Genomic DNA, 17,572 nt, shown 5'->3' on the forward strand with positions numbered 1-17,572 from the left:
CCTGACACGTTCCATGTTACAGCATTTTTTTTAACATGCCATAAGGTGTCTATCAGTTTGCCATTGGTTGGCCGGGTATACATGGGCACTGCTGTGCTGTAGGGCAGTGACCATGGCTACTTCCCTGCTTCGTTACTTTCTGCAGCAAAACAGCGCTACTTCGGTGGCCATCTCCCTGCTGGTGGCACTGCCGCTGCTGGGCAGCTCGTCGGCGACTCTAGCATTGCCCTCGGGCTGTCCGGTAGGACAACCTCGCACTGACTGTTAAATATATGAATTCAGTTATATTTTCTGTCTCCAAGCCCACATTTGCCGAAGCCCTGCGCTTCTGGCTGAAGCTGGGCTTCATCAGCTTCGGCGGCCCGGCGGGCCAGATTGCCATCCTGCACACCGTGCTGGTGGAGCAGAAGCGCTGGATTTCTGACGCCAAGTTTCTGCACGCACTCAACTATTGTATGCTGCTGCCCGGCCCGGAAGCGCAGCAGTTGGCCACCTACATCGGCTGGCTGCTGCATGGCACACGGGGTGGGATGGTGGCGGGCGTTCTGTTCGTGCTGCCGTCGGTGTTCATCCTGCTGGCGCTGAGCGTGCTTTACGTGACGGTGGGGACACTGCCGGCCCTGCAGGGCGTATTCCTGGGCCTGAAGCCAGCGGTGGTGGCCATCATCGTGCTGGCCATGGTGAAGATTGGGCAAAAGTCCCTGCTCAGTCCGTTGCATTACGCAGTGGCAGTGGCCAGCTTCGTGGGCATCTTCTGGCTGAACGTCCCTTTTCCGGCGCTCATCCTGGGCGCGGCGGCCGTGGCGCTGGTAGCACGCCGATTCTTTCCGGCCCCCGTGGCCACGGCCGCCGCGCAGGCCCGCGCCGTGCAGGCCGAAGAAGGGTACTACCTGACGACGCATTCTATTGTGCCCGGAACCGGTTTTTCGGCTGCCCGGCTGCTGCGACAGTTGGTCGCTGCCGGGGCGCTGTGGGCTGCCCCGCTGGCCCTACTGGGAGCCTTCGCGCCGGACTTCGGGTTTTGGCGGGGATTGAGTATGTTTTTCACCCAGGCCGCACTAGTGACCTTCGGCGGAGCGTACGCCGTGCTGCCCTACGTGGCGCAGGTGAGTGTAGAAAAGCTGCACTGGCTCACGCCGGGGCAGATGCTCGACGGGCTGGCCCTGGGCGAAACCACGCCCGGGCCACTTATCATGGTGCTGGCCTTTGTGGGCTTTATGGGCGGATACACCCACTTTGGCGGCTCGCTGCTGCTGGCGGCGGGCGGGTTGCTGACCACTACCTACTATACCTTTCTCCCCAGCTTTGTCTACATTCTGGTGGGGGCTCCCCTGATTGAGCGGACCCAACACAATGCCTCGCTGAAAGCGGTGCTGAGCATCATCACGGCGGCCGTGGTGGGGGTCGTCCTCAACCTGGCCGTATACTTGGGCCGGGCGGTGCTCTTTCCGGCTGGACAGCTTTCCCCAGCACAGTTGCACTGGCCCAGCCTCTGCTGGTTGGTCGTATCGCTGGTCGCGCTTTACCGCTTTAAGGTGAACATGATACTCTGGATAGGCGTTAGTGCCGGAACGGGGCTGCTCTATTATCTGCTGACTACTTTCATCGGGTAATTCTCACTCCTTATAGTATATGCTGCTCTGACTCACTTTATGACCGACTCCCGTTTTTCCCGCCGCGACTGGCTTAAGACGGCGGCATTGGCTACCACGCCGGTGTTGCTGGGCGCGCTGCCGACCGTATCCGATGCCGCCCCACCAGTGCCCGCAACGGCCAAAACCCCGGCCTTGAGCGCAGCCGACATTGCCGCCATCGAAGCCGCGCTGGGCAAGAAGGGCACCTACGTGGAGCCCCAGGCCACACACACCACCCCGCTGCCGCGCAATGATTTGAAGGTAACCATCAAGGGCGAGCCCGTGCCGATTTCGTTCGGTTTTGGCGGTTGGGTGGCCATTAAGCACACGCTCGACGGCAAGTCGGCCATGCTCATGAGCGACACGGTGCTGCTGCAGGAAGAGGTGAACCCGCTCATGTCGGCGGCGCTGGCCCAGGGGCTTGAAATTGGGGCCGTGCACAACCACTTTTTCTACGAGGAGCCGCGCATCTTCTACATGCACATCCACGGCATGGGCACGCCCGGGGAGTTGGCCAGGAAGTTTGCCGCCGCCCTCAAAGACTCGAAGCTGCTGCCGGCCAACCAGCCCAAACCAGTAGCCGCTGCCGCTCCCGCGCAGCCGGGCAACAACGCAACGCCAAGCGCCGGACCGCCGACGGGCAAGGAGCTATTCGACCTACCGGCCCTGGACAAGTTAGTTGGGTACCAAGGCGTGGTGAACGGGCCGACCTACAAATACACGGTGGGTCGGGCCGACCTGCAATCCATCATGATGGGCACGGAGATGACCGCCGCCATCGGCCTGAACTCCTGGGCAGCCTTTGCCGGCAAGCAGGCCGACGCGCACATTGCCGGCGACATTGCTATGCTGGAAAGCGAGGTAAACCCGGTGATTAAAACCCTGCGGGCCCACAACCTCGAAGTGGTGGCCGTGCACAACCACATGCTGTTTGACCAGCCCCGCATGATGTTCCTGCATTACTACGGCCGGGGTCCGGCCGCGCAGTTGGCCACCGGCTTTCGTGCTGCGCTCAATCAATTGGGCAAAGGCAAAGCAGCAGGGATGCAAGACATGAAGCACTAAGGCAGTACAATCAACTGGGCCTTGCAAACGAACGTGTAAGGAATGGCAAGAATTGAGGTATAGCAAATCGAAAACGAGCGGGCTGAGTAGTCCGCTCGTTTCGTTTGTAACTGCGGATGTGGTTCGTTGCAAATGGGATGGACTGCCTGAACCATCATACCAAAGGAACGACAAGTAATATCGACAGTTTAGGTACGATAAGGCTTTCTTCTGCACGCTTTTATTCTTTCTAGAAAAGCTAAGCTTTAAACCAAGGGCTGCTCATTTATTCAATGTCAGATGATTTGCTTCGGATAAAGCAAGCGACGTCTTTAGAATATGCACAGAATCCCCGCCTAGCTTGCCGACAGGCAGCTGTCCACCTCCGCGGCGCCTCTGCAAGCTCACGATGGCTAAAATGCCGCCTTTTTTCAGTTGCCTCCAGCCCGAAACGGGAGTTCAGCCCCCTCTGGCCGGGCGCTACCCCTACCACGACAACGACCAGTGCCCGGACGGGCAAGCCGTAAAACAGGCAGGGCAGTGGCAGTACTACGAGCCCACCACCGTGGCCGAAACCCGGGCCCGCTGCCCGCGCTGCGTGGAACTGGACCCCACCCACCGACGCACCGCGTAGCCTTAGAGGCAAAAAACTATCAACGGCAGGAGAGGAGCTTGTTAAGTCCGGCCCGGGCGTGCGGCACTGCGGCGGAATCTTTTTTACTGATTGTCCAAAAAAGGTTGTCACGCCAGAATGCCGACAGAATGGGCGGGTAGGTTTGCGGCATCCCTTCACCTAATTCCCAATCCCATGAAGAAGTACCTGCTGCTATTGGCCCTGCTGCCGCTGGCCGCCCTCTCCGCCCAGGCCCAGAAAGTGGCCGAAAAGCAAGTGCCCGCCGCCGTGCTGGCCACGTTTAAGCAGGCCCACCCCACAGCCAAGGGCGTGAAGTGGGAAAAGGAAGACGCCAACTACGAAGCCGGCTACGAGCAGGGCGAAGAAGAGCTGTCGGTGGTGATTACGCCCACGGGCACGCTGCTGGAAACCGAAACCGAGATGAAAGTAGCGCAGCTGCCGGCTCCCGTGCGCGCCGCCCTGACCAGCCAGTACCAAGGCTATAAAGTGAGTGAAGCGGCCCGGATAGTAACCGCCGCCACCGGCACGACGGTGTACGAGGCCGAAGTCAGCCGGGCGGGCAAGAAGCAGGACCTGCTCTTCAACGCCGACGGCACGGTGGTTAAAAAGTAGCCGAACGCTCAGATTGGCCGAAGAGCCACCAATTACCCAGAGGCAGTTCCTGACAGGGGCTGCCTCTGCGCTTTTACCGGAAGGGGGGGCACCGATGCAGCCTGGTCTGCTGCCCGGCTAAATCCCCTGTTCACAACGCTCTCCGGAATCCAGATTCTCGACAGATTTCGCCGCTAGGTTTGCCGCATTTCGGGCGAAGCACCGCGGCTGCCCGGGACCTATTGTTTCACGCCAGCTGTCCGAAAATGACGTTTATTGCCACTTCCCGCGCCTTGGTCGCGGTTGTTTTCCTCGGGCTCGCGGGGCCCGTCCGGGCACAGATTCCTCAGAATCCGACGCCGCCGGCCGTAGCCGATTCGCTGCACAAGTTCGAGAAGCCGGTAACGGCGGTGTTGCTGCCGGCCAAGCCCTGGTACCGCGGCAAGCTGGTCAAGGCCACCATCGTGCCGGCCCTGCTTATCGGCTACGGGGCCTACACCTTCAACGGCGGCGGCTTCTACACCAACCAGGAGGCCAGCCGCGACATCCACAAGGTGTTTCCCACGTTCCGCACCCGCGCCGACGACATCCTCATCTTCGCGCCTTACCTGGAGCTGGGGGCCGTTATCCTGTCCGGCGTGGAGTCGCGCGACGACCGCCTCAACATCGGGCTGGTGCTGCTGAAAAGCGAGCTGATTATGCTCACCACGGTGTTTGCGGTAAAGAACCTATCCCAGGAAACCCGGCCCGATGGCTCCGACAACCTCTCCTTTCCCTCGGGCCACACCGCCCAGGCCTTTTTGGCGGCCAGCATCGTGCACACCGAGTTCCGGGACAAAAGCCAGTGGTACGGCATCGGGGCGTATACCATCGCCACGAGTGTGGCCGCGCTGCGCATGATAAACAACAAGCACTGGCAGAGCGACGTGGTGGCCGGCGCGGGCTTTGGCATCCTTTCGGCCCACCTGGGCTACCTCACCCACCGCAACCGCTGGGGCCGCAAGCCGACGCTGGTGGGCCTGAACGTGGCCCCGGCCTACTTCGGGGGCGGCACCCCGGGCCTAACGCTGAGCTGGCGCGCCCACTAAACGGGCGAAAGGCGCCTTGCTGCTCCTTACTCTTCTGCCTTTGCCATGACCATTCTCACCTCCCTGCTTGGCTTTTTCCGCCTGCTCTGGCAGCAGCACCGCAGGCTGCTGCTCGGGCTGCTGCTGGGTTTTATCGGCCCCTGGTGCGTGTTTATCAAGGTGGCCCAGGAAGTGTGGGAAGACAAGGGCTTCCGCGGCGACCAGGCCATCCTGGAGTTCCTCTATGCTCACGCCAACCCAGGTCTGAACGCGGTGGCCCTGTGGATGGCCCGGGCCGGCGGCACGCTCTGGACGCCGGTGGTGGAAGCGGCCGTGCTGCTGGGCCTGTTGCTGGCCCGTCAGCGCCGGGCAGCCCTGTTTTTTATCCTTTCGGTGGGCGGGGCCGGCGCCCTGAACCTGTTTGCCAAGCTGCTGCTGGCCCGCGCCCGCCCGGCGTTCTGGGTTTCTATTGCCCCGGAAACCACCTACAGCTTTCCCAGCGGGCACGCCATGGGCGCGGCGGCCCTGGCCCTGACGCTGGGGGTGCTGCTCTGGCCCACCCGGGCCCGCTGGATGGCCGTGGTCCTGGGCATGGCCTGGGCGCTGCTCATGGGCTGGTCGCGCATGTATTTGGGCGTGCATTTTCCCTCCGACGTGCTGGCCGGGTGGGTGGGCTCCATCGGCTGGGTCGGGGGCATGCACCTGCTCTTCGACCGCTACGCCCTAGACCTGCGTCGGCTGTGGCGCGACACGCGCACCTACTGGCTGGCCCGGCACGGTTCGCAGCACCACTAAATGGCTTCCGCTTCAGAATTGCTTCAGATTGCTTCCGTATGATGCTTTTGCCCGCCCGGCTTTCGGGTAAGGGCTCCGTTTTACCACTTTCTCCGCTCTATGAAAAAGCTTCTTGTCTCCGCCGTGGTGCTGGGCGTTGTAGCCCTACTGGCCTTCTTCTGGTTTCGGGTAGCGGCACCCGAGCGTCCCCGTTCCGCCGCTTCCATTCCCGCCGCCGTGATGACGGCCTTTCAAACGGCGTACCCCAACGCCCGCGCCGTGAAGTGGACCCGGGAACACGGGCAGTTCGAGGCCGAGTTCAACGACGGCGCCACCGAGAAAAAGACCTGGCTCATGTTCACGAACGCCGGCGCCGTGACGGAGACCGAAGTCGAGATTGACCCGGCCGAGCTGCCGGCCCCGATAAGCGCCCGTCTGAGCACCTACTACAAGGGCTACGACGTGACGGAAGCGGCCATCATCAAGCCCGACAGCGGCGGCACGATTTACGAAGCCGAAATTACGCAGGGCACCAACCAACGCGACGTGTACCTGCTGGCGGACGGCACCGAAGTCAAAAACACCGAAACCAAGAAGGCCGACGCGACGGGGCTGTAGCCCCTTCCGCAACCGAGCCGCTTGGCTAAGCTACCCAACAGCGATTCTGCTGTTGGAATCTGCGATTCGAGCGCCGGGATGGCCCATTCAGATTTGCTTCAGAAAGGGCACCGAAACTTGTGCGAATCATCGCCTCCCGCGCTTCACCCGCGGGCCTCCTTTCCGGCCCGCGCTGCAGTAGTAGAACAGTCCTTTTGTTGCACCAACACCCGTTGCCGTGACCGTTACCCCCCCGAATCACCTCCCTGTTACCCCGGCCACCCCGCCCCGCTGGCGCGGCCTGTGGCTGCTGGCGCTGCCCTTGCTGCTGGCGGGCTGCGCCGGCACCAAGTCCACTTACACCCGCGAGCACGTGGCCCGGCGCCTGCAGGCCCGCGGCGGCTATGACATTGGGACGGCCCGCACGGCGGCGGCTCCGGCCCCGGCGCTGCCCAACCTGCAGGACGGCCTGAGCGAGGACGAAACCGTGAACCTGGCCCTAACGCGCAACCCCGCTTTCCAAGCTGACCTAAGCGCGCTGGCCCTGGCGCAGGCCGATTTGCAGGACGCCGGTCTGCTGGCTAACCCCGTGCTCAGCGGCGTGACGGCCTTTGGCACTTCGCCCGTGTCCCTGGCGCTGAACTTCGCCTCCGACCTGCTCTGGCAGCGCCCCGGCCGGGTGAGTGCCGCTCAGTTTGAAACCCAGCGCGTGGCCGAAAGCCTGGTCACCCGCGGGCTGCTCGTGAGCCGCGACGCCCAGGTGAGCTACACCGACATCACCCTGGCCGACGAACGGCTGCGCATTGCCCGCGAGGCCATCACCATGCGGGCCGAAGTGGCGCGCATCGTCCGAGCCCGCTACCGCGTGGGCGAGGCCAGCGAACTGGAAACCGTGGCGCCAAGTGCCGACTCCCTGCGTGCCGTGGACGACTACTACCGCGCCCGCCGCGACGCCCAGGTGGCCCGCCTGCGCCTGTTTGCCACCCTGGGCCTGGATTCGGTGAATGCCGATTCCGTGCGGTTCACGGTAGTTCCGGCGGCAGCAACCACGGTGCCGCCGCTGCGCACGCTGCTGGATTCGGCTTACGCAGCCCGGCCCGACCTGTGGGCGGCCCGCATCGGCATCGAGGGCATCGGCAAGCGATTGCGCTGGGAGCGCAGCCGGGTGTTCTCGTTCGTGCTTTCGCTGAATGCGCGCCTGAATGACCCCAATCCTGTGCATCTGGGGCCGGGCGCGGCTATTGGCCTGCCCATTTTCAACCGCAACCAGGGCCGCATCTCGCGGGTAAAAGCCGAGCTAGAGCAAGCCTCCTGGCAGTACCTGGCCCTGCGGCAGACCGTGAACCTGGACGTGCGGGAGGCCTACGCTCAGTACGAGCAGGCCACCCAGAGCGTGGCGCTGTGGGAGCGCAGCTACCTGCCCAGCCTGACCGACGCGCTGCGCCGCTCCACCAAGGCTTTCATAAACGGGGACTTTCCCTACGTGCAGGTGGCCGAAACCACCCGCCAGCTGCTCGACGCCCGCCAGCGCGCCGCCGATGCCCGCGCCGACCAGCGCCGCGCCCTGGCCCGGCTGCGCTACGCCGTGGGCGGCCGCTTCTAACTCTTAGCATTCTTTCCTCTATGTATTTCCCCTCGTTCGCATCCCCCCTGCTGGTGGCTTCCCGCTGCCTGGCACTGACGGGCCTGCTCGCCGGCGCGGCCGCCTGCGGCAAAGAAGAAAAGCCCAAGGCCATCAGCCCCTCCGAAGTTGAGAACCCGGTCAAGGAGTCGGAGCTGACCACCGTGACCATCACCGCGGACGCGGAAAAACGGCTGGGCATTAAAACTGTGGCCGTCAAAACCGACAACGTGCAGGCCACGCGGGAGGTAGGCGGCGAAATCCAGGCGGTGCCGGGCCAGGCCGTGACCATCGTGGCGCCCGTGCAGGGCACGCTGCGCGGCGGGGCGGGCCTGACGGCCGGCCAGCGCGTGCGTCAGGGGCAGACGCTTTATAGCCTGGTGCCGCTGCCCGCCGAGCGCGACCTGCTCACCCTGGACCAAGGCACGGCGCAGTCACGCACCCAACTGCAGGTGGCCCAGGCCCGCCTGCAGCGAGCCGAGGAGCTGCTGGCCGACCGCGCCGGTAGCGTGCGGGCCCGCGACGACGCCCGGGCTGACGTGGCCCTGGCCCAGCGCGCCCTGGCCGACGCCCGCGCCCGACAAGGGGCAATGAACGGCAACACCGGCGGCGGGCAGGCCCTGCCCATCCGGGCGCCGCTGAGCGGGGTGGTGCAGCGCGTGAGCGTGGCGCCGGGCTCACTCGTTACGGCCAACACGGTTTTGTTGGAGCTGGCCGCGCTTAACAAGGTGTGGGTGCGCGTGCCGCTCTTCGTAGGCGACTTGCGCCGCTTGGGCAAGGAGCAGTCCGTAACGGTGCGGCCCTTGAACGGGGGCGCGCCGCGGCAGGCCCGGGCGGTGGAAGCCCCCTTGCTCAGCGCCTCGGCAGGGACCGGGACCGCCGGCACGGGGACGGCCAGCACGGGCACAGCCGACGTGTTTTACGAAATTGACAACACCGACGAAGCGTTCCGGCCCGGCGAGCGGGTGGCCGTGGACGTGACGCTGGGCAACGCCGCGAGCGGGGCCACCAACGGCGCCACGGGAGCGGTGGCCAGTACGCCGGCGCTCACCATCCCGGCCGCCGCGCTGCTCTACGACGCCTCGGGCGGGCAGTGGGTGTACGTGCGCACCAAGCCCCTGCAGTACACCCGTATGCGGGTGGAGGTGCAGCGGGCGGTGGGGGACCAAATCGTCATCTCGCGGGGCGTGAAAGCCGGCGCGGAGGTCGTGACCGACGGGGCGGCGGAGTTATTCGGAACTGAATTTGGCGGCAGCCACTAAATCAACGGGTGACCAAGCGAATAGCGGGACGGGTAAAGGCTCCAGTGGGGTTCTTTTCCCTTCGCCTAGTTGGCTGCTTACCCCTTTAGCCTAGACTTATGAAGTGGATAATAGAATCGGCGCTGCGGCTGCGGCTGGTGGTCGTCATCTTGTTTGGCGTCTTGTTGGTAGCGGGCCTGCAGGTGGTGCGCAACACCCCGCTGGACGTGTTTCCGGAGTTCGCGCCGCCCTACGTGGAGGTGCAGACCGAGGCGCCCGGCCTGAGCACGGCCGAGGTGGAAGCGCTGGTGAGCGTGCCATTGGAAAACGCGCTGAACGGCACGCCGGAGGTCAAGAAAATTCGCTCCAAATCGGTGCTGGGCCTCTCGTCGGTGGTGCTGTACTTTCCGCAGGGCATCGACATCAACAACGCCCGGCAGGCCGTGCAGGAGCGGCTGGCGCGGGTGGCGCCCACGCTGCCCGGCGTGGCCCGCCCGCCCGTCATGCTTTCGCCGCTGTCGTCAACCAGCCGGGTGCTCAAGATTGGGGTGTCGTCGGACAGTCTGACGCAGGTGGAAATGACGACCCTGGCCCGGTGGAGCATCCGTCCGCGCCTGATGGCCGTGCCCGGGGTGGCCAACGTGGCCATCTGGGGCCAGCGCGACCGGCAGCTGCAGGTGCTGGTGAACCCCGAGCAGCTGCGCACCCTGGGCCTGACGCTGGCCGAGGTGGAAAAGGCCGCGGCCGACGCCACCACGCTGGCCGGCGGCGGCTTCATCGACTCGCCCAACCAGCGCCTGGCCGTGTCGCAAAGCTCGGCCATTCAGACCGCCGCCGACCTGGCCCAGATGCCCGTGACCTTCCGCAACGGCGTGAGCCTGAAGCTGGGCGAGGTGGCGCAGGTGGTGGAGGGCTTCCCCGCGCCCATCGGCGATGCCGTGATTAACGACGGCCCGGGCCTGCTGCTCATCGTGGAAAAGCAGCCCGGCGCCAACACCCTGGAAGTAACCCGGCAGGTGGAAGCGGCCCTGAACGCCATGCGACCCGGCCTGAAAGGGCTGGACATCGACTCGACCATCTTCCGGCCCGCGACCTTCATTGAGATGTCCCTGGCCAACCTGAACAAGTCCCTGCTCATCGGCTGCGTGCTGGTGGTGCTGGTGCTGCTGTTCTTTCTGTACGAGTGGCGCACGGCCCTCATCAGCGCGCTGGCCCTACCCACCTCCCTCATCGCGGCGGCCTTGGCCCTGCGCTACTCCGGCAAAACCATCGACACCATGGTATTGGCCGGCCTCATCATCGCCCTGGGCGAGGTGGTGGACGACGCCATCATCGACGTGGAAAACATCATGCGCCGGCTGCGGCTCAACCACGAGGCCGGCTCGCCCAAAACGGCGTTTGCCGTGGTGTACGAGGCCAGCATGGAGGTGCGCTCGGCCGTGATTTACGGCTCGGTCATTGTGGCGCTGGTGCTGCTGCCCATTTTCCTGCTACCGGGGTTATCGGGGGCGTTTTTCCAGCCGCTGGCCTTTGCCTACGTGCTGGCCATCCTCGCCTCGCTGTTCGTGGCCCTGACGTTGACGCCGGCGCTGGCGCTGATTCTGCTGCCCAAAGCGGCTGAGAAGAAGTCGAAGGACTCGCCCGTCGTGGCCTGGCTCAAGCGGCACTACGCCCGCATCCTGCCCGGCCTGCTGGCCCGGCCCAAGGGCGTGGCCTGGTCGCTGACGGCGGCCGCGGTCATCTCCATGCTCACGCTGCCGTTTTTCGGCCAGGAGTTTCTGCCCAACTTCAAGGAGTACGACTTCCTGATGCACTGGGTGGAGAAGCCGGGCACTTCGCTGCAGGCCATGAGCCGCATCACCGTGCGGGCCAGCAAGGAACTGCGGGCCATCCCCGGCGTTCGCAACTTCGGCGCCCACATCGGGCGGGCCGAGGTGGCCGACGAAGTGGTGGGTCCCAACTTCACCGAGCTGTGGATTTCCGTGGACCCCAAGGTGGACTACGAACAGACCGTGGCCAAAATCCAGACCGTGGTGGACGGCTACCCGGGCCTGTACCGCGACCTGCTGACTTACCTGCGGGAGCGAATTAAAGAGGTGCTCACCGGCACTTCGGCCACCATCGTGGTGCGCATCTTCGGCCCCGACCTCGACCAGCTGTACACCAAGGCCAAGGAAGTGGGCGCCAAGCTCGAAGGCGTGGAGGGCGTGGTCGACCTGAAAGTGCAGCAGCAAACGCTGGTACCGCAGATTCAGGTGAAGATGAAGCCCGAAGCCGCGGCCCGCTTCGGCCTGAACCCCGGCACCGTGCTCCAGGCAATCAGCACGCTGGTGAAGGGCCGCAAGGTGGGCGAAATCTACCAGGAGCAGAAGATTTTCGACGTGGCCGTGTGGGGCCAGCCGGCCGTGCGCTCTGACTTCGGCGCCGTGCGCGACCTGCTCATCGGCCTGCCCGGCGGCGGGGCCGTGCCCCTGCGCGAAGTGGCCGACGTGCGCATCGTGCCCACGCCCAACGAAATCACCCGCGAAGCGTCCTCCCGCCGCATCGACGTGACGCTGAACGTGCGCGGCCGCGACCTGGGCTCGGTGGCCCGCGACGTGCAGGCGCAGGTCGACGGCGTGGCCTTTGGCAACGGCTACCACCCCGAAATCCTGGGCGAGTACGCCGAGCGACAGGCCTCGCAGAACCGCATGCTGAGTCTGGTGCTGCTCTCGCTGGTGGGCATTTTCTTGGTGCTGTATACTGACTTCGGCACCGTGCGCCTGGCGGTAATCGGGATATTGAGCTTGTTCTTCGCCGTGTCGGGCTGTTTGCTGGCCGCGTTTCTCTCCGGCGGGGTACTCTCGCTGGGCTCCATCGTGGGCTTCATCACGGTGCTGGGCGTAGCCGCCCGCAACAGCATCATGCTGGTCAGCCACTACCGCCACCTGGAGGTGGAGGAAGGCATGCCCTTCGGCAAAGAACTGATTATTCGCGGCTCGCTGGAGCGGGTGTCGCCCATCATCATGACAGCCCTGACCTCGGTGCTGGCCCTGCTGCCCATCATCCTGGCCGGGAACGAGCCGGGCTCGGAAATCGAGCACCCCATGTCGGTGGTGATTCTGGGCGGCGTCATTACCTCCACCGTGCTCAACCTGCTGGGCATGCCGGCGCTCTACTGGGCCTTCGGGCGCAAGGCGGGTGCGGAGCCCGTGCCAGCTGAGCCAGCTGTTTCGTAGCGGTTATGACAGGCATCTGCCTCACCGTAAAAGCCATAAGCCGGCCGCCCGCGGCTTGGACCGGTACCGTGCTCGTGTTGCTGCTCAGCAGCTGCCTGACGCCGCGCACGGCCCTGCCGCCCCCGGTGGCGGTGGGGCCTGAAACGGTGCGGGTGGGGCCTGAAACGGTGCGGGTAGGGCCTGAAACGGTGCGCACGGTGGCCGGGGCCCAGTACGAGCGGGGCCGGCTGCACCGCTGGCTCTGGGGCACCCACTACCGGACCATCTGGGCCACACCCGTCACCGTGCCCGTGCTGCACCTGGCCACGGCCGTGCCGGGCGGGTTCACCCCGCTGCGCGAGGGGGGCTCGTTTCAAACCAAAAACCTGCGCCTGGAAACCCCCACGGGGCGCCAGTACGTGCTGCGCTCGGTGGACAAGGACGCCACCCACGCGCTGCCCGCCAGCCTGCGCGACGGCTGGGTGGGCCGGCTGATGAAGGACCAGACCAGCGTGATTCATCCCTACGGGGCCTACATCGTGCCGGCCCTGGCCGATGCGGCGGGCGTCTACCACACCAACCCGCGCCTGGTGTACCTGGGCGACGACCCGGGCCTGGGCGAGTTCCGGGCCTCGTTTGCCAACGCCCTCTACCTGCTGGAAGAGCGGCCCGACGGCGACCAGCGGGCCGTGGCCAGCTTCGGCCGCTCGGCCCGGGTGGTCAGCTCCCGGCAGGCGTTCGAGCACCTGCGGGCCGACAACCGCCACCGCGTGGACGCCCGCCACTACCTGCGCAGCCGGCTGTTCGACATGTGGCTGGGCGACTGGAGCCGGCGCGAGGACCAGTGGCGCTGGGCCACCTACGCCCGGCCCGACAGCGCCGTGCTGTACCGGGCCATCCCGCGGGACCGGGACCACGCCTTTTTTAAGTTCGACGACGGGGTGCTCACCCGCCTCATCAGCTACGTCAAGGCCAACTACCAGAGCTTTGGGCGGGAAATCCGGCTCGCCGACGTGGAGGGCCTGAACCAAGCGGCCCGGCCCATGGACAAGTCGCTGCTGGTGTACCTCACCGCCGCCGACTACCAGCAGGTGGCGGACTCGTTGCGCCAGCAGCTCAGCGACGCCGTGATTGACCGCGCCCTGCAGGCGTGGCCGGCGCCGGTTCAGGCGCTGTCCGCCCGCGAGTTCGGCGACAAGCTGCGGGCCCGGCGCAGCCAGCTGCCGGCCGTGGCCGGCCGGTTCTACGAGCTGCTGGCCCGCGACGTGGAGCTGCCCGGCACGGACCGGGCCGAGCGTTTCGTAGTGGAAGGCGTGGAAGGCCGCCAGCTGCGGGTGCGGGTGCTGGACGTTGCCAGTGGGGCGCTGGTGGGGGAGCGCACCTTCGACGCCCAGTTCACGCGCCGCCTGCACCTGTTTGGGCTGGGGGGGCGACGACGTGTTTGAGGTGCGCGGCCACCTGCCCGCCGGGCTGGCCGTGGCGCTCTACGACGGCGCGGGCCGGGACCGGTTCACGTTTGCCCCCGACCTGCAGGCGCCGGACAAGGTCGTGGTGCGAGAGAGCGGCGACGGCAACCAACTGGCCGAACACCCAGCAGTCAAAACCGAGGCGTACCGGCCCCAAGCCGACGAGTTCGACGCCGCCGGTTGGCTGCTGCGCCACCGCCTGTATTAGCCGAAAATAGATGGCTTGGGCAGTTACGTCGTAGCTGCCGGGAGCGCCAGCCCCGTTCACCAACTTTTCTCACCTTATTTGCCCGTCCCATGTGGTGGCACTACGCCTTGCTTTCCGCCCTGTTTGCCGCACTGACTGCCGTCCTGGCCAAGGTGGGCATCAGGGGCGTGGATTCTAACCTGGCCACGGCCGTGCGCACGGCCGTGGTGCTGGTGCTGGCCTGGGGCATCGTGTACTTTCGGGGCGGGCTCGCCGGCCTGCCCGCGCTCACCCGCACCAACCTGTTGTTTCTGGGGCTGTCGGGGCTGGCCACGGGCCTGTCGTGGCTCTGCTACTTCCGGGCCCTGCAGCTGGGCACGGTATCGCAGGTGGCGCCCGTCGACAAATTGAGCGTGGCGCTGGCCATCGGCCTGTCGGTGGCGTTTCTGGGCGAGCGGCTGAGCTGGCAGACCGGCGTGGGCGCCGCCCTCATCGTTGCCGGCACGCTGGTGCTGGTCTGGAAATAAACCCCCACCTAGGGAATGCCGGGCATCTACCCTATAATAAGGAGCGAAAAAGCCGCTGCTCAGAATTCCCACAGAATCGAATGGCTTCTTTGGTCTTTATCCCCTGACCCTCCCTTATGAAACTGCTGCTGGTAGAAGACGAAGCGGCCCTGCGCCTGACCCTGGTGGACGCGCTCCGCCAGGGCGGCTACGTGGTGGAAGTGGCCGCCGACTTCGCGCAGGCCTACGAGAAAATCAAGCTTTACCAGTACGACTGCGTGCTGGTGGATTTGACCCTGCCCGACGGCGACGGGCTGGATTTGGTGCGCACGCTCAAGGCCGACGGCTCGCTGGCCGGGGTGCTGGTACTCACCGCCCGCGACGGCATCGACGACCGGGTGCAGGGCTTGGATTTGGGGGCCGATGACTACCTGGTCAAGCCCTTCCACCTCTCCGAGCTGAACGCCCGGCTCCGGGCCCTGCTGCGGCGGCGCCAGTTTCAGGGCCAGCACCACATCGTGTTTCGCGACCTGCTGGTCTGGCCAGAGTTGGCCGAAGTGCACGTAAGCGGGGAACTGCTCACGCTCACCCGCAAGGAGTACGATTTGCTGCTCTACTTCCTGGCCAACCCCGGGCGCCTGCTCACCAAGGAAGCCGTGGCCGAGCACCTGTGCGGCGACCAGGTGGACGCGGCCGACTCGTTCGACTTCATCTACACCCACATGAAGAACCTGCGCAAAAAGCTGCAGGAAAAGGGGGCCGACGGCTACATCCGCACCATCTACGGCGTGGGCTACAAGCTCAGCACCGAATAATAATGCTTACGCCCCCTGTTTCCGCCGCATGAAGCTGCTCGCCGCCACCACCCGCTACTACCTGCGCCTGACGGTGGGCCTGTTTGCCCTAGCCAGCGTGCTGCTTTACCTGGGCTTCGACTGGGCCTTGCGCAACGAGATAGAGGAGTTGCTCTACAACCGGCAGCTGCACCTGCAGAAGCAGGTGGCCCGGGGCTTGCCCTTGCCCGCGCCCGCGTTTGCCGACAACCTGGACCGCAGCCCGCAGCCCCGGCCGCTGGGGTTTTCCGATACCCTGTTGCTGGACCCGGTGGAGGACGAGATGGTCCCCTACCGCCAGCTCACCTTCCGGCTGCAACCGGCAAGGGCGGGCAGCGCGCCGGAGTGGGTGACGCTGCGCAAGTCGCTCGTCGAAACCGAGGACGTGCTGCTCGTGGTGGTGGGGGTGCTCATCGTGGTGCTGGCGTTGCTGCTAGGCGGGGTGGTGGCCCTCAACCACTGGCTGGCCCGCCGCATCTGGGCCCCGTTTCAGCACACGTTGGCCACGCTGCGCGGCTACGATTTGCAGCGCCACCAGCCCCTGTCCCTGCCCACGCCGACCATTGACGAGTTTGGGGAGCTCAACCAGGCCCTGAACACGCTGAGCGAACGGCTGGTGCGCGACTACGAGAGCCTGCGCCAGTTCACGGAAAACGCGGCCCACGAAACCCAGACGCCGCTGGCCATCATTCAGGCCAAGCTGGAGCAGCTGCTGCAGGCGCCCGCGCTACAGGACGACGAGGCACTGGCCACCCTGGTCAGCGACGCCTGGGGCGGCACCCAGCGCCTGTCGCGCCTGCACCAGTCGCTGACCTTGCTCACCCGCCTCGAAAACCACCAGTTCGCCCCCGCCCAGGCCGTGTCGGTGCAGCTGGAGCAAGTCCTGCGCGACCGGGTAGCCATGCTCGAACCCCTGCTCGAAGCCCGCCAGGTGCAGCTCACCCTGCACGCCGACCCGCCGCTGCCGGAGCTCACCATGCACCCCGGCCTGGCCGACTCGCTGCTGCAGAACCTGCTGCACAACGCCATCAAGCACAACCACCCCGGCGGACGGGTGGACGTGCGGCTCAACCGCCGGGGGCTGGAAATCAGCAACACCGGACCGACCTTAACCACCGACCCGGCGCAGTTTTTCGAGCGGTTCCGCAAGCACAACGCGGCCTCCGACTCGCCGGGGCTGGGGCTGAGCATCGCCCAGCACATCTGCGCTTACTACGGTTTCGGCATTGCCTACGACTTCACTCAAGTCGGCAACCGCCACACCTTGCGCGTGCAGTTTCCCTGAGTTTGTCCTCTCTGTTATTCTTATCCGGTATTACCATGCGCTCTGGACGTATTTTCTTACCGACACTGTTAGCGGGCGGTCTGCTGATGGGCACGGTTCCCGCACTGGCCCAGCAGCCCATGGCGGCCGACTCAGCGGCACCCACCACCCGGCCCACGCTGCTGCGCCGCAGTGCGCGTTGGGCCATCCAACCGGCTGGCCGGCGTGTGCTCGTGCCGGTGCTGCTGCTGGGCGCCGGGGCCCTGACCACGCACCGGATAGAACTGATTGAATTCGATGAGGAGGTACGCGAGGAGCTGCACGAGCACCTCCGGCCAGTCCGCACCTCCATCGACGACCAGCTGCGCCACGTGCCGGCTTATGCCACCGTGGGCCTGAGCCTGCTGGGCGTCAAGGGCAAGCACAGCACCGTCAACCAAGCCTTATTATTCGCCTTGACCTACACCATTAACAACACGCTGACGAGTAACCTCAAGCGCCTGACTCACGTCGAACGGCCGCAGGGCAGCAGCTTCGACTCGTTTCCCAGCCAGCACACCAGCGCTGCCTTCTCCGCCGCCCGCTTCCTGGACCGGGAGTACGGGGAGCGCAGCGTCTGGTACAGCGTGGGCGGCTACGCAGTCGCGACGAGCGTGGGCGCATTGCGCGTGGTCAAAGACAACCACTGGTGCTCCGATGTGTTGGCCGGCGCGGGCGTGGGCATGATTTCCACCGAGCTGGCTTACTGGGTGTACCCCCACCTGCAGCGCCTGCTGCCCAAGGGGCTGCAGGAACGGGCGGTGATTCTGCCTTACTACCAAAGTGGGGCCACCGGCTTGTCCGTGGCCGTGGTTCTTTAGGCCAGTTCGGGCACGATGCGGTGCCGTGCCAGCTAAACGCGTTACGCCTTGCTGGC

The 17,572-nt window shown here is 65.4% G+C and carries 16 protein-coding genes; all 16 read left to right on the forward strand.

Features of this window, described 5'->3' with window-relative positions; genetic code table 11:
* Nucleotides 1–272: 272 nt before the first annotated feature.
* The 16 genes from chrA (at nucleotide 273) to MTP16_RS25045 (ending at nucleotide 17,516) form a co-directional block, all read left to right on the forward strand.
* Nucleotides 273–1,613: a chromate efflux transporter gene (gene chrA / locus MTP16_RS24970; RefSeq protein ID WP_243520899.1), complete on the forward strand. Its 1,341-nt coding sequence runs from the start codon at nucleotides 273–275 to the stop codon at nucleotides 1,611–1,613.
* A gap of 39 nt (nucleotides 1,614–1,652) precedes the next feature.
* Entirely contained in the window at nucleotides 1,653–2,699 is a 1,047-nt protein-coding gene (locus MTP16_RS24975; protein WP_243520692.1) for a DUF1259 domain-containing protein, read from the forward strand.
* Between the two features lie 397 nt (nucleotides 2,700–3,096).
* Nucleotides 3,097–3,312 (forward strand): hypothetical protein, encoded by a 216-nt coding sequence (locus MTP16_RS24980; protein ID WP_243520694.1) that lies wholly within the window; start codon nucleotides 3,097–3,099, stop codon nucleotides 3,310–3,312.
* 174 nt (nucleotides 3,313–3,486) lie between these two features.
* Nucleotides 3,487–3,924: a PepSY-like domain-containing protein gene (locus MTP16_RS24985; protein ID WP_243520696.1), complete on the forward strand. Its 438-nt coding sequence runs from the start codon at nucleotides 3,487–3,489 to the stop codon at nucleotides 3,922–3,924.
* A 245-nt stretch (nucleotides 3,925–4,169) separates the two neighbouring features.
* Nucleotides 4,170–4,991, forward strand: a complete 822-nt coding sequence (locus tag MTP16_RS24990; RefSeq protein WP_243520699.1) for a phosphatase PAP2 family protein — start codon at nucleotides 4,170–4,172, stop codon at nucleotides 4,989–4,991.
* Between the two features lie 45 nt (nucleotides 4,992–5,036).
* Nucleotides 5,037–5,765: a phosphatase PAP2 family protein gene (locus MTP16_RS24995; protein ID WP_243520701.1), complete on the forward strand. Its 729-nt coding sequence runs from the start codon at nucleotides 5,037–5,039 to the stop codon at nucleotides 5,763–5,765.
* Nucleotides 5,766–5,864: 99 nt separating this feature from the next.
* The gene (locus MTP16_RS25000) at nucleotides 5,865–6,362 is read left to right on the forward strand and encodes a PepSY-like domain-containing protein (protein ID WP_243520703.1); all 498 of its coding nucleotides are present in this window, start codon (nucleotides 5,865–5,867) and stop codon (nucleotides 6,360–6,362) included.
* A 217-nt stretch (nucleotides 6,363–6,579) separates the two neighbouring features.
* The gene (locus tag MTP16_RS25005) at nucleotides 6,580–7,944 is read left to right on the forward strand and encodes a TolC family protein (protein WP_243520704.1); all 1,365 of its coding nucleotides are present in this window, start codon (nucleotides 6,580–6,582) and stop codon (nucleotides 7,942–7,944) included.
* Between the two features lie 20 nt (nucleotides 7,945–7,964).
* Nucleotides 7,965–9,224 (forward strand): efflux RND transporter periplasmic adaptor subunit, encoded by a 1,260-nt coding sequence (locus MTP16_RS25010; protein WP_243520706.1) that lies wholly within the window; start codon nucleotides 7,965–7,967, stop codon nucleotides 9,222–9,224.
* Nucleotides 9,225–9,322: 98 nt separating this feature from the next.
* Nucleotides 9,323–12,421: an efflux RND transporter permease subunit gene (locus MTP16_RS25015; protein WP_243520708.1), complete on the forward strand. Its 3,099-nt coding sequence runs from the start codon at nucleotides 9,323–9,325 to the stop codon at nucleotides 12,419–12,421.
* A gap of 5 nt (nucleotides 12,422–12,426) precedes the next feature.
* Nucleotides 12,427–13,845: a hypothetical protein gene (locus MTP16_RS25020; protein ID WP_243520710.1), complete on the forward strand. Its 1,419-nt coding sequence runs from the start codon at nucleotides 12,427–12,429 to the stop codon at nucleotides 13,843–13,845.
* On the forward strand, nucleotides 13,817–14,074 hold the full coding sequence (locus tag MTP16_RS25025) for a hypothetical protein (protein ID WP_243520711.1): 258 nt from the start codon (nucleotides 13,817–13,819) through the stop codon (nucleotides 14,072–14,074). The genes MTP16_RS25020 and MTP16_RS25025 overlap by 29 nt, the downstream gene beginning before the upstream one ends.
* A gap of 89 nt (nucleotides 14,075–14,163) precedes the next feature.
* Complete coding sequence (locus MTP16_RS25030; protein WP_243520713.1) at nucleotides 14,164–14,580, forward strand: EamA family transporter; 417 nt, start codon at nucleotides 14,164–14,166, stop codon at nucleotides 14,578–14,580.
* Between the two features lie 116 nt (nucleotides 14,581–14,696).
* Nucleotides 14,697–15,374: a response regulator transcription factor gene (locus tag MTP16_RS25035; RefSeq protein WP_243520715.1), complete on the forward strand. Its 678-nt coding sequence runs from the start codon at nucleotides 14,697–14,699 to the stop codon at nucleotides 15,372–15,374.
* A 28-nt stretch (nucleotides 15,375–15,402) separates the two neighbouring features.
* Nucleotides 15,403–16,677 (forward strand): sensor histidine kinase, encoded by a 1,275-nt coding sequence (locus MTP16_RS25040; RefSeq protein ID WP_243520717.1) that lies wholly within the window; start codon nucleotides 15,403–15,405, stop codon nucleotides 16,675–16,677.
* 35 nt (nucleotides 16,678–16,712) lie between these two features.
* On the forward strand, nucleotides 16,713–17,516 hold the full coding sequence (locus MTP16_RS25045) for a phosphatase PAP2 family protein (RefSeq protein ID WP_243520719.1): 804 nt from the start codon (nucleotides 16,713–16,715) through the stop codon (nucleotides 17,514–17,516).
* The last annotated feature ends 56 nt before the right edge of the window (nucleotides 17,517–17,572 follow it).

This window comes from Hymenobacter monticola (assembly GCF_022811645.1).
Lineage (GTDB): Bacteria > Bacteroidota > Bacteroidia > Cytophagales > Hymenobacteraceae > Hymenobacter > Hymenobacter monticola.

What these genes read in the sequence shown, in the direction of transcription:
- MTP16_RS24995 (WP_243520701.1), top strand. Translation starts at nt 5,037, where the DNA reads ATGACCATTCTCACCTCCCTGCTTGGCTTTTTCCGCCTGCTCTGGCAG.
- MTP16_RS24985 (WP_243520696.1), top strand. Translation starts at nt 3,487, where the DNA reads ATGAAGAAGTACCTGCTGCTATTGGCCCTGCTGCCGCTGGCCGCCCTC.
- MTP16_RS25010 (WP_243520706.1), top strand. Translation starts at nt 7,965, where the DNA reads ATGTATTTCCCCTCGTTCGCATCCCCCCTGCTGGTGGCTTCCCGCTGC.
- MTP16_RS25015 (WP_243520708.1), top strand. Translation starts at nt 9,323, where the DNA reads ATGAAGTGGATAATAGAATCGGCGCTGCGGCTGCGGCTGGTGGTCGTC.
- MTP16_RS25035 (WP_243520715.1), top strand. Translation starts at nt 14,697, where the DNA reads ATGAAACTGCTGCTGGTAGAAGACGAAGCGGCCCTGCGCCTGACCCTG.
- chrA (WP_243520899.1), top strand. Translation starts at nt 273, where the DNA reads ATGAATTCAGTTATATTTTCTGTCTCCAAGCCCACATTTGCCGAAGCC.
- MTP16_RS25030 (WP_243520713.1), top strand. Translation starts at nt 14,164, where the DNA reads ATGTGGTGGCACTACGCCTTGCTTTCCGCCCTGTTTGCCGCACTGACT.
- MTP16_RS24980 (WP_243520694.1), top strand. Translation starts at nt 3,097, where the DNA reads ATGCCGCCTTTTTTCAGTTGCCTCCAGCCCGAAACGGGAGTTCAGCCC.
- MTP16_RS25020 (WP_243520710.1), top strand. Translation starts at nt 12,427, where the DNA reads ATGACAGGCATCTGCCTCACCGTAAAAGCCATAAGCCGGCCGCCCGCG.
- MTP16_RS24990 (WP_243520699.1), top strand. Translation starts at nt 4,170, where the DNA reads ATGACGTTTATTGCCACTTCCCGCGCCTTGGTCGCGGTTGTTTTCCTC.
- MTP16_RS24975 (WP_243520692.1), top strand. Translation starts at nt 1,653, where the DNA reads ATGACCGACTCCCGTTTTTCCCGCCGCGACTGGCTTAAGACGGCGGCA.
- MTP16_RS25000 (WP_243520703.1), top strand. Translation starts at nt 5,865, where the DNA reads ATGAAAAAGCTTCTTGTCTCCGCCGTGGTGCTGGGCGTTGTAGCCCTA.
- MTP16_RS25040 (WP_243520717.1), top strand. Translation starts at nt 15,403, where the DNA reads ATGAAGCTGCTCGCCGCCACCACCCGCTACTACCTGCGCCTGACGGTG.
- MTP16_RS25045 (WP_243520719.1), top strand. Translation starts at nt 16,713, where the DNA reads ATGCGCTCTGGACGTATTTTCTTACCGACACTGTTAGCGGGCGGTCTG.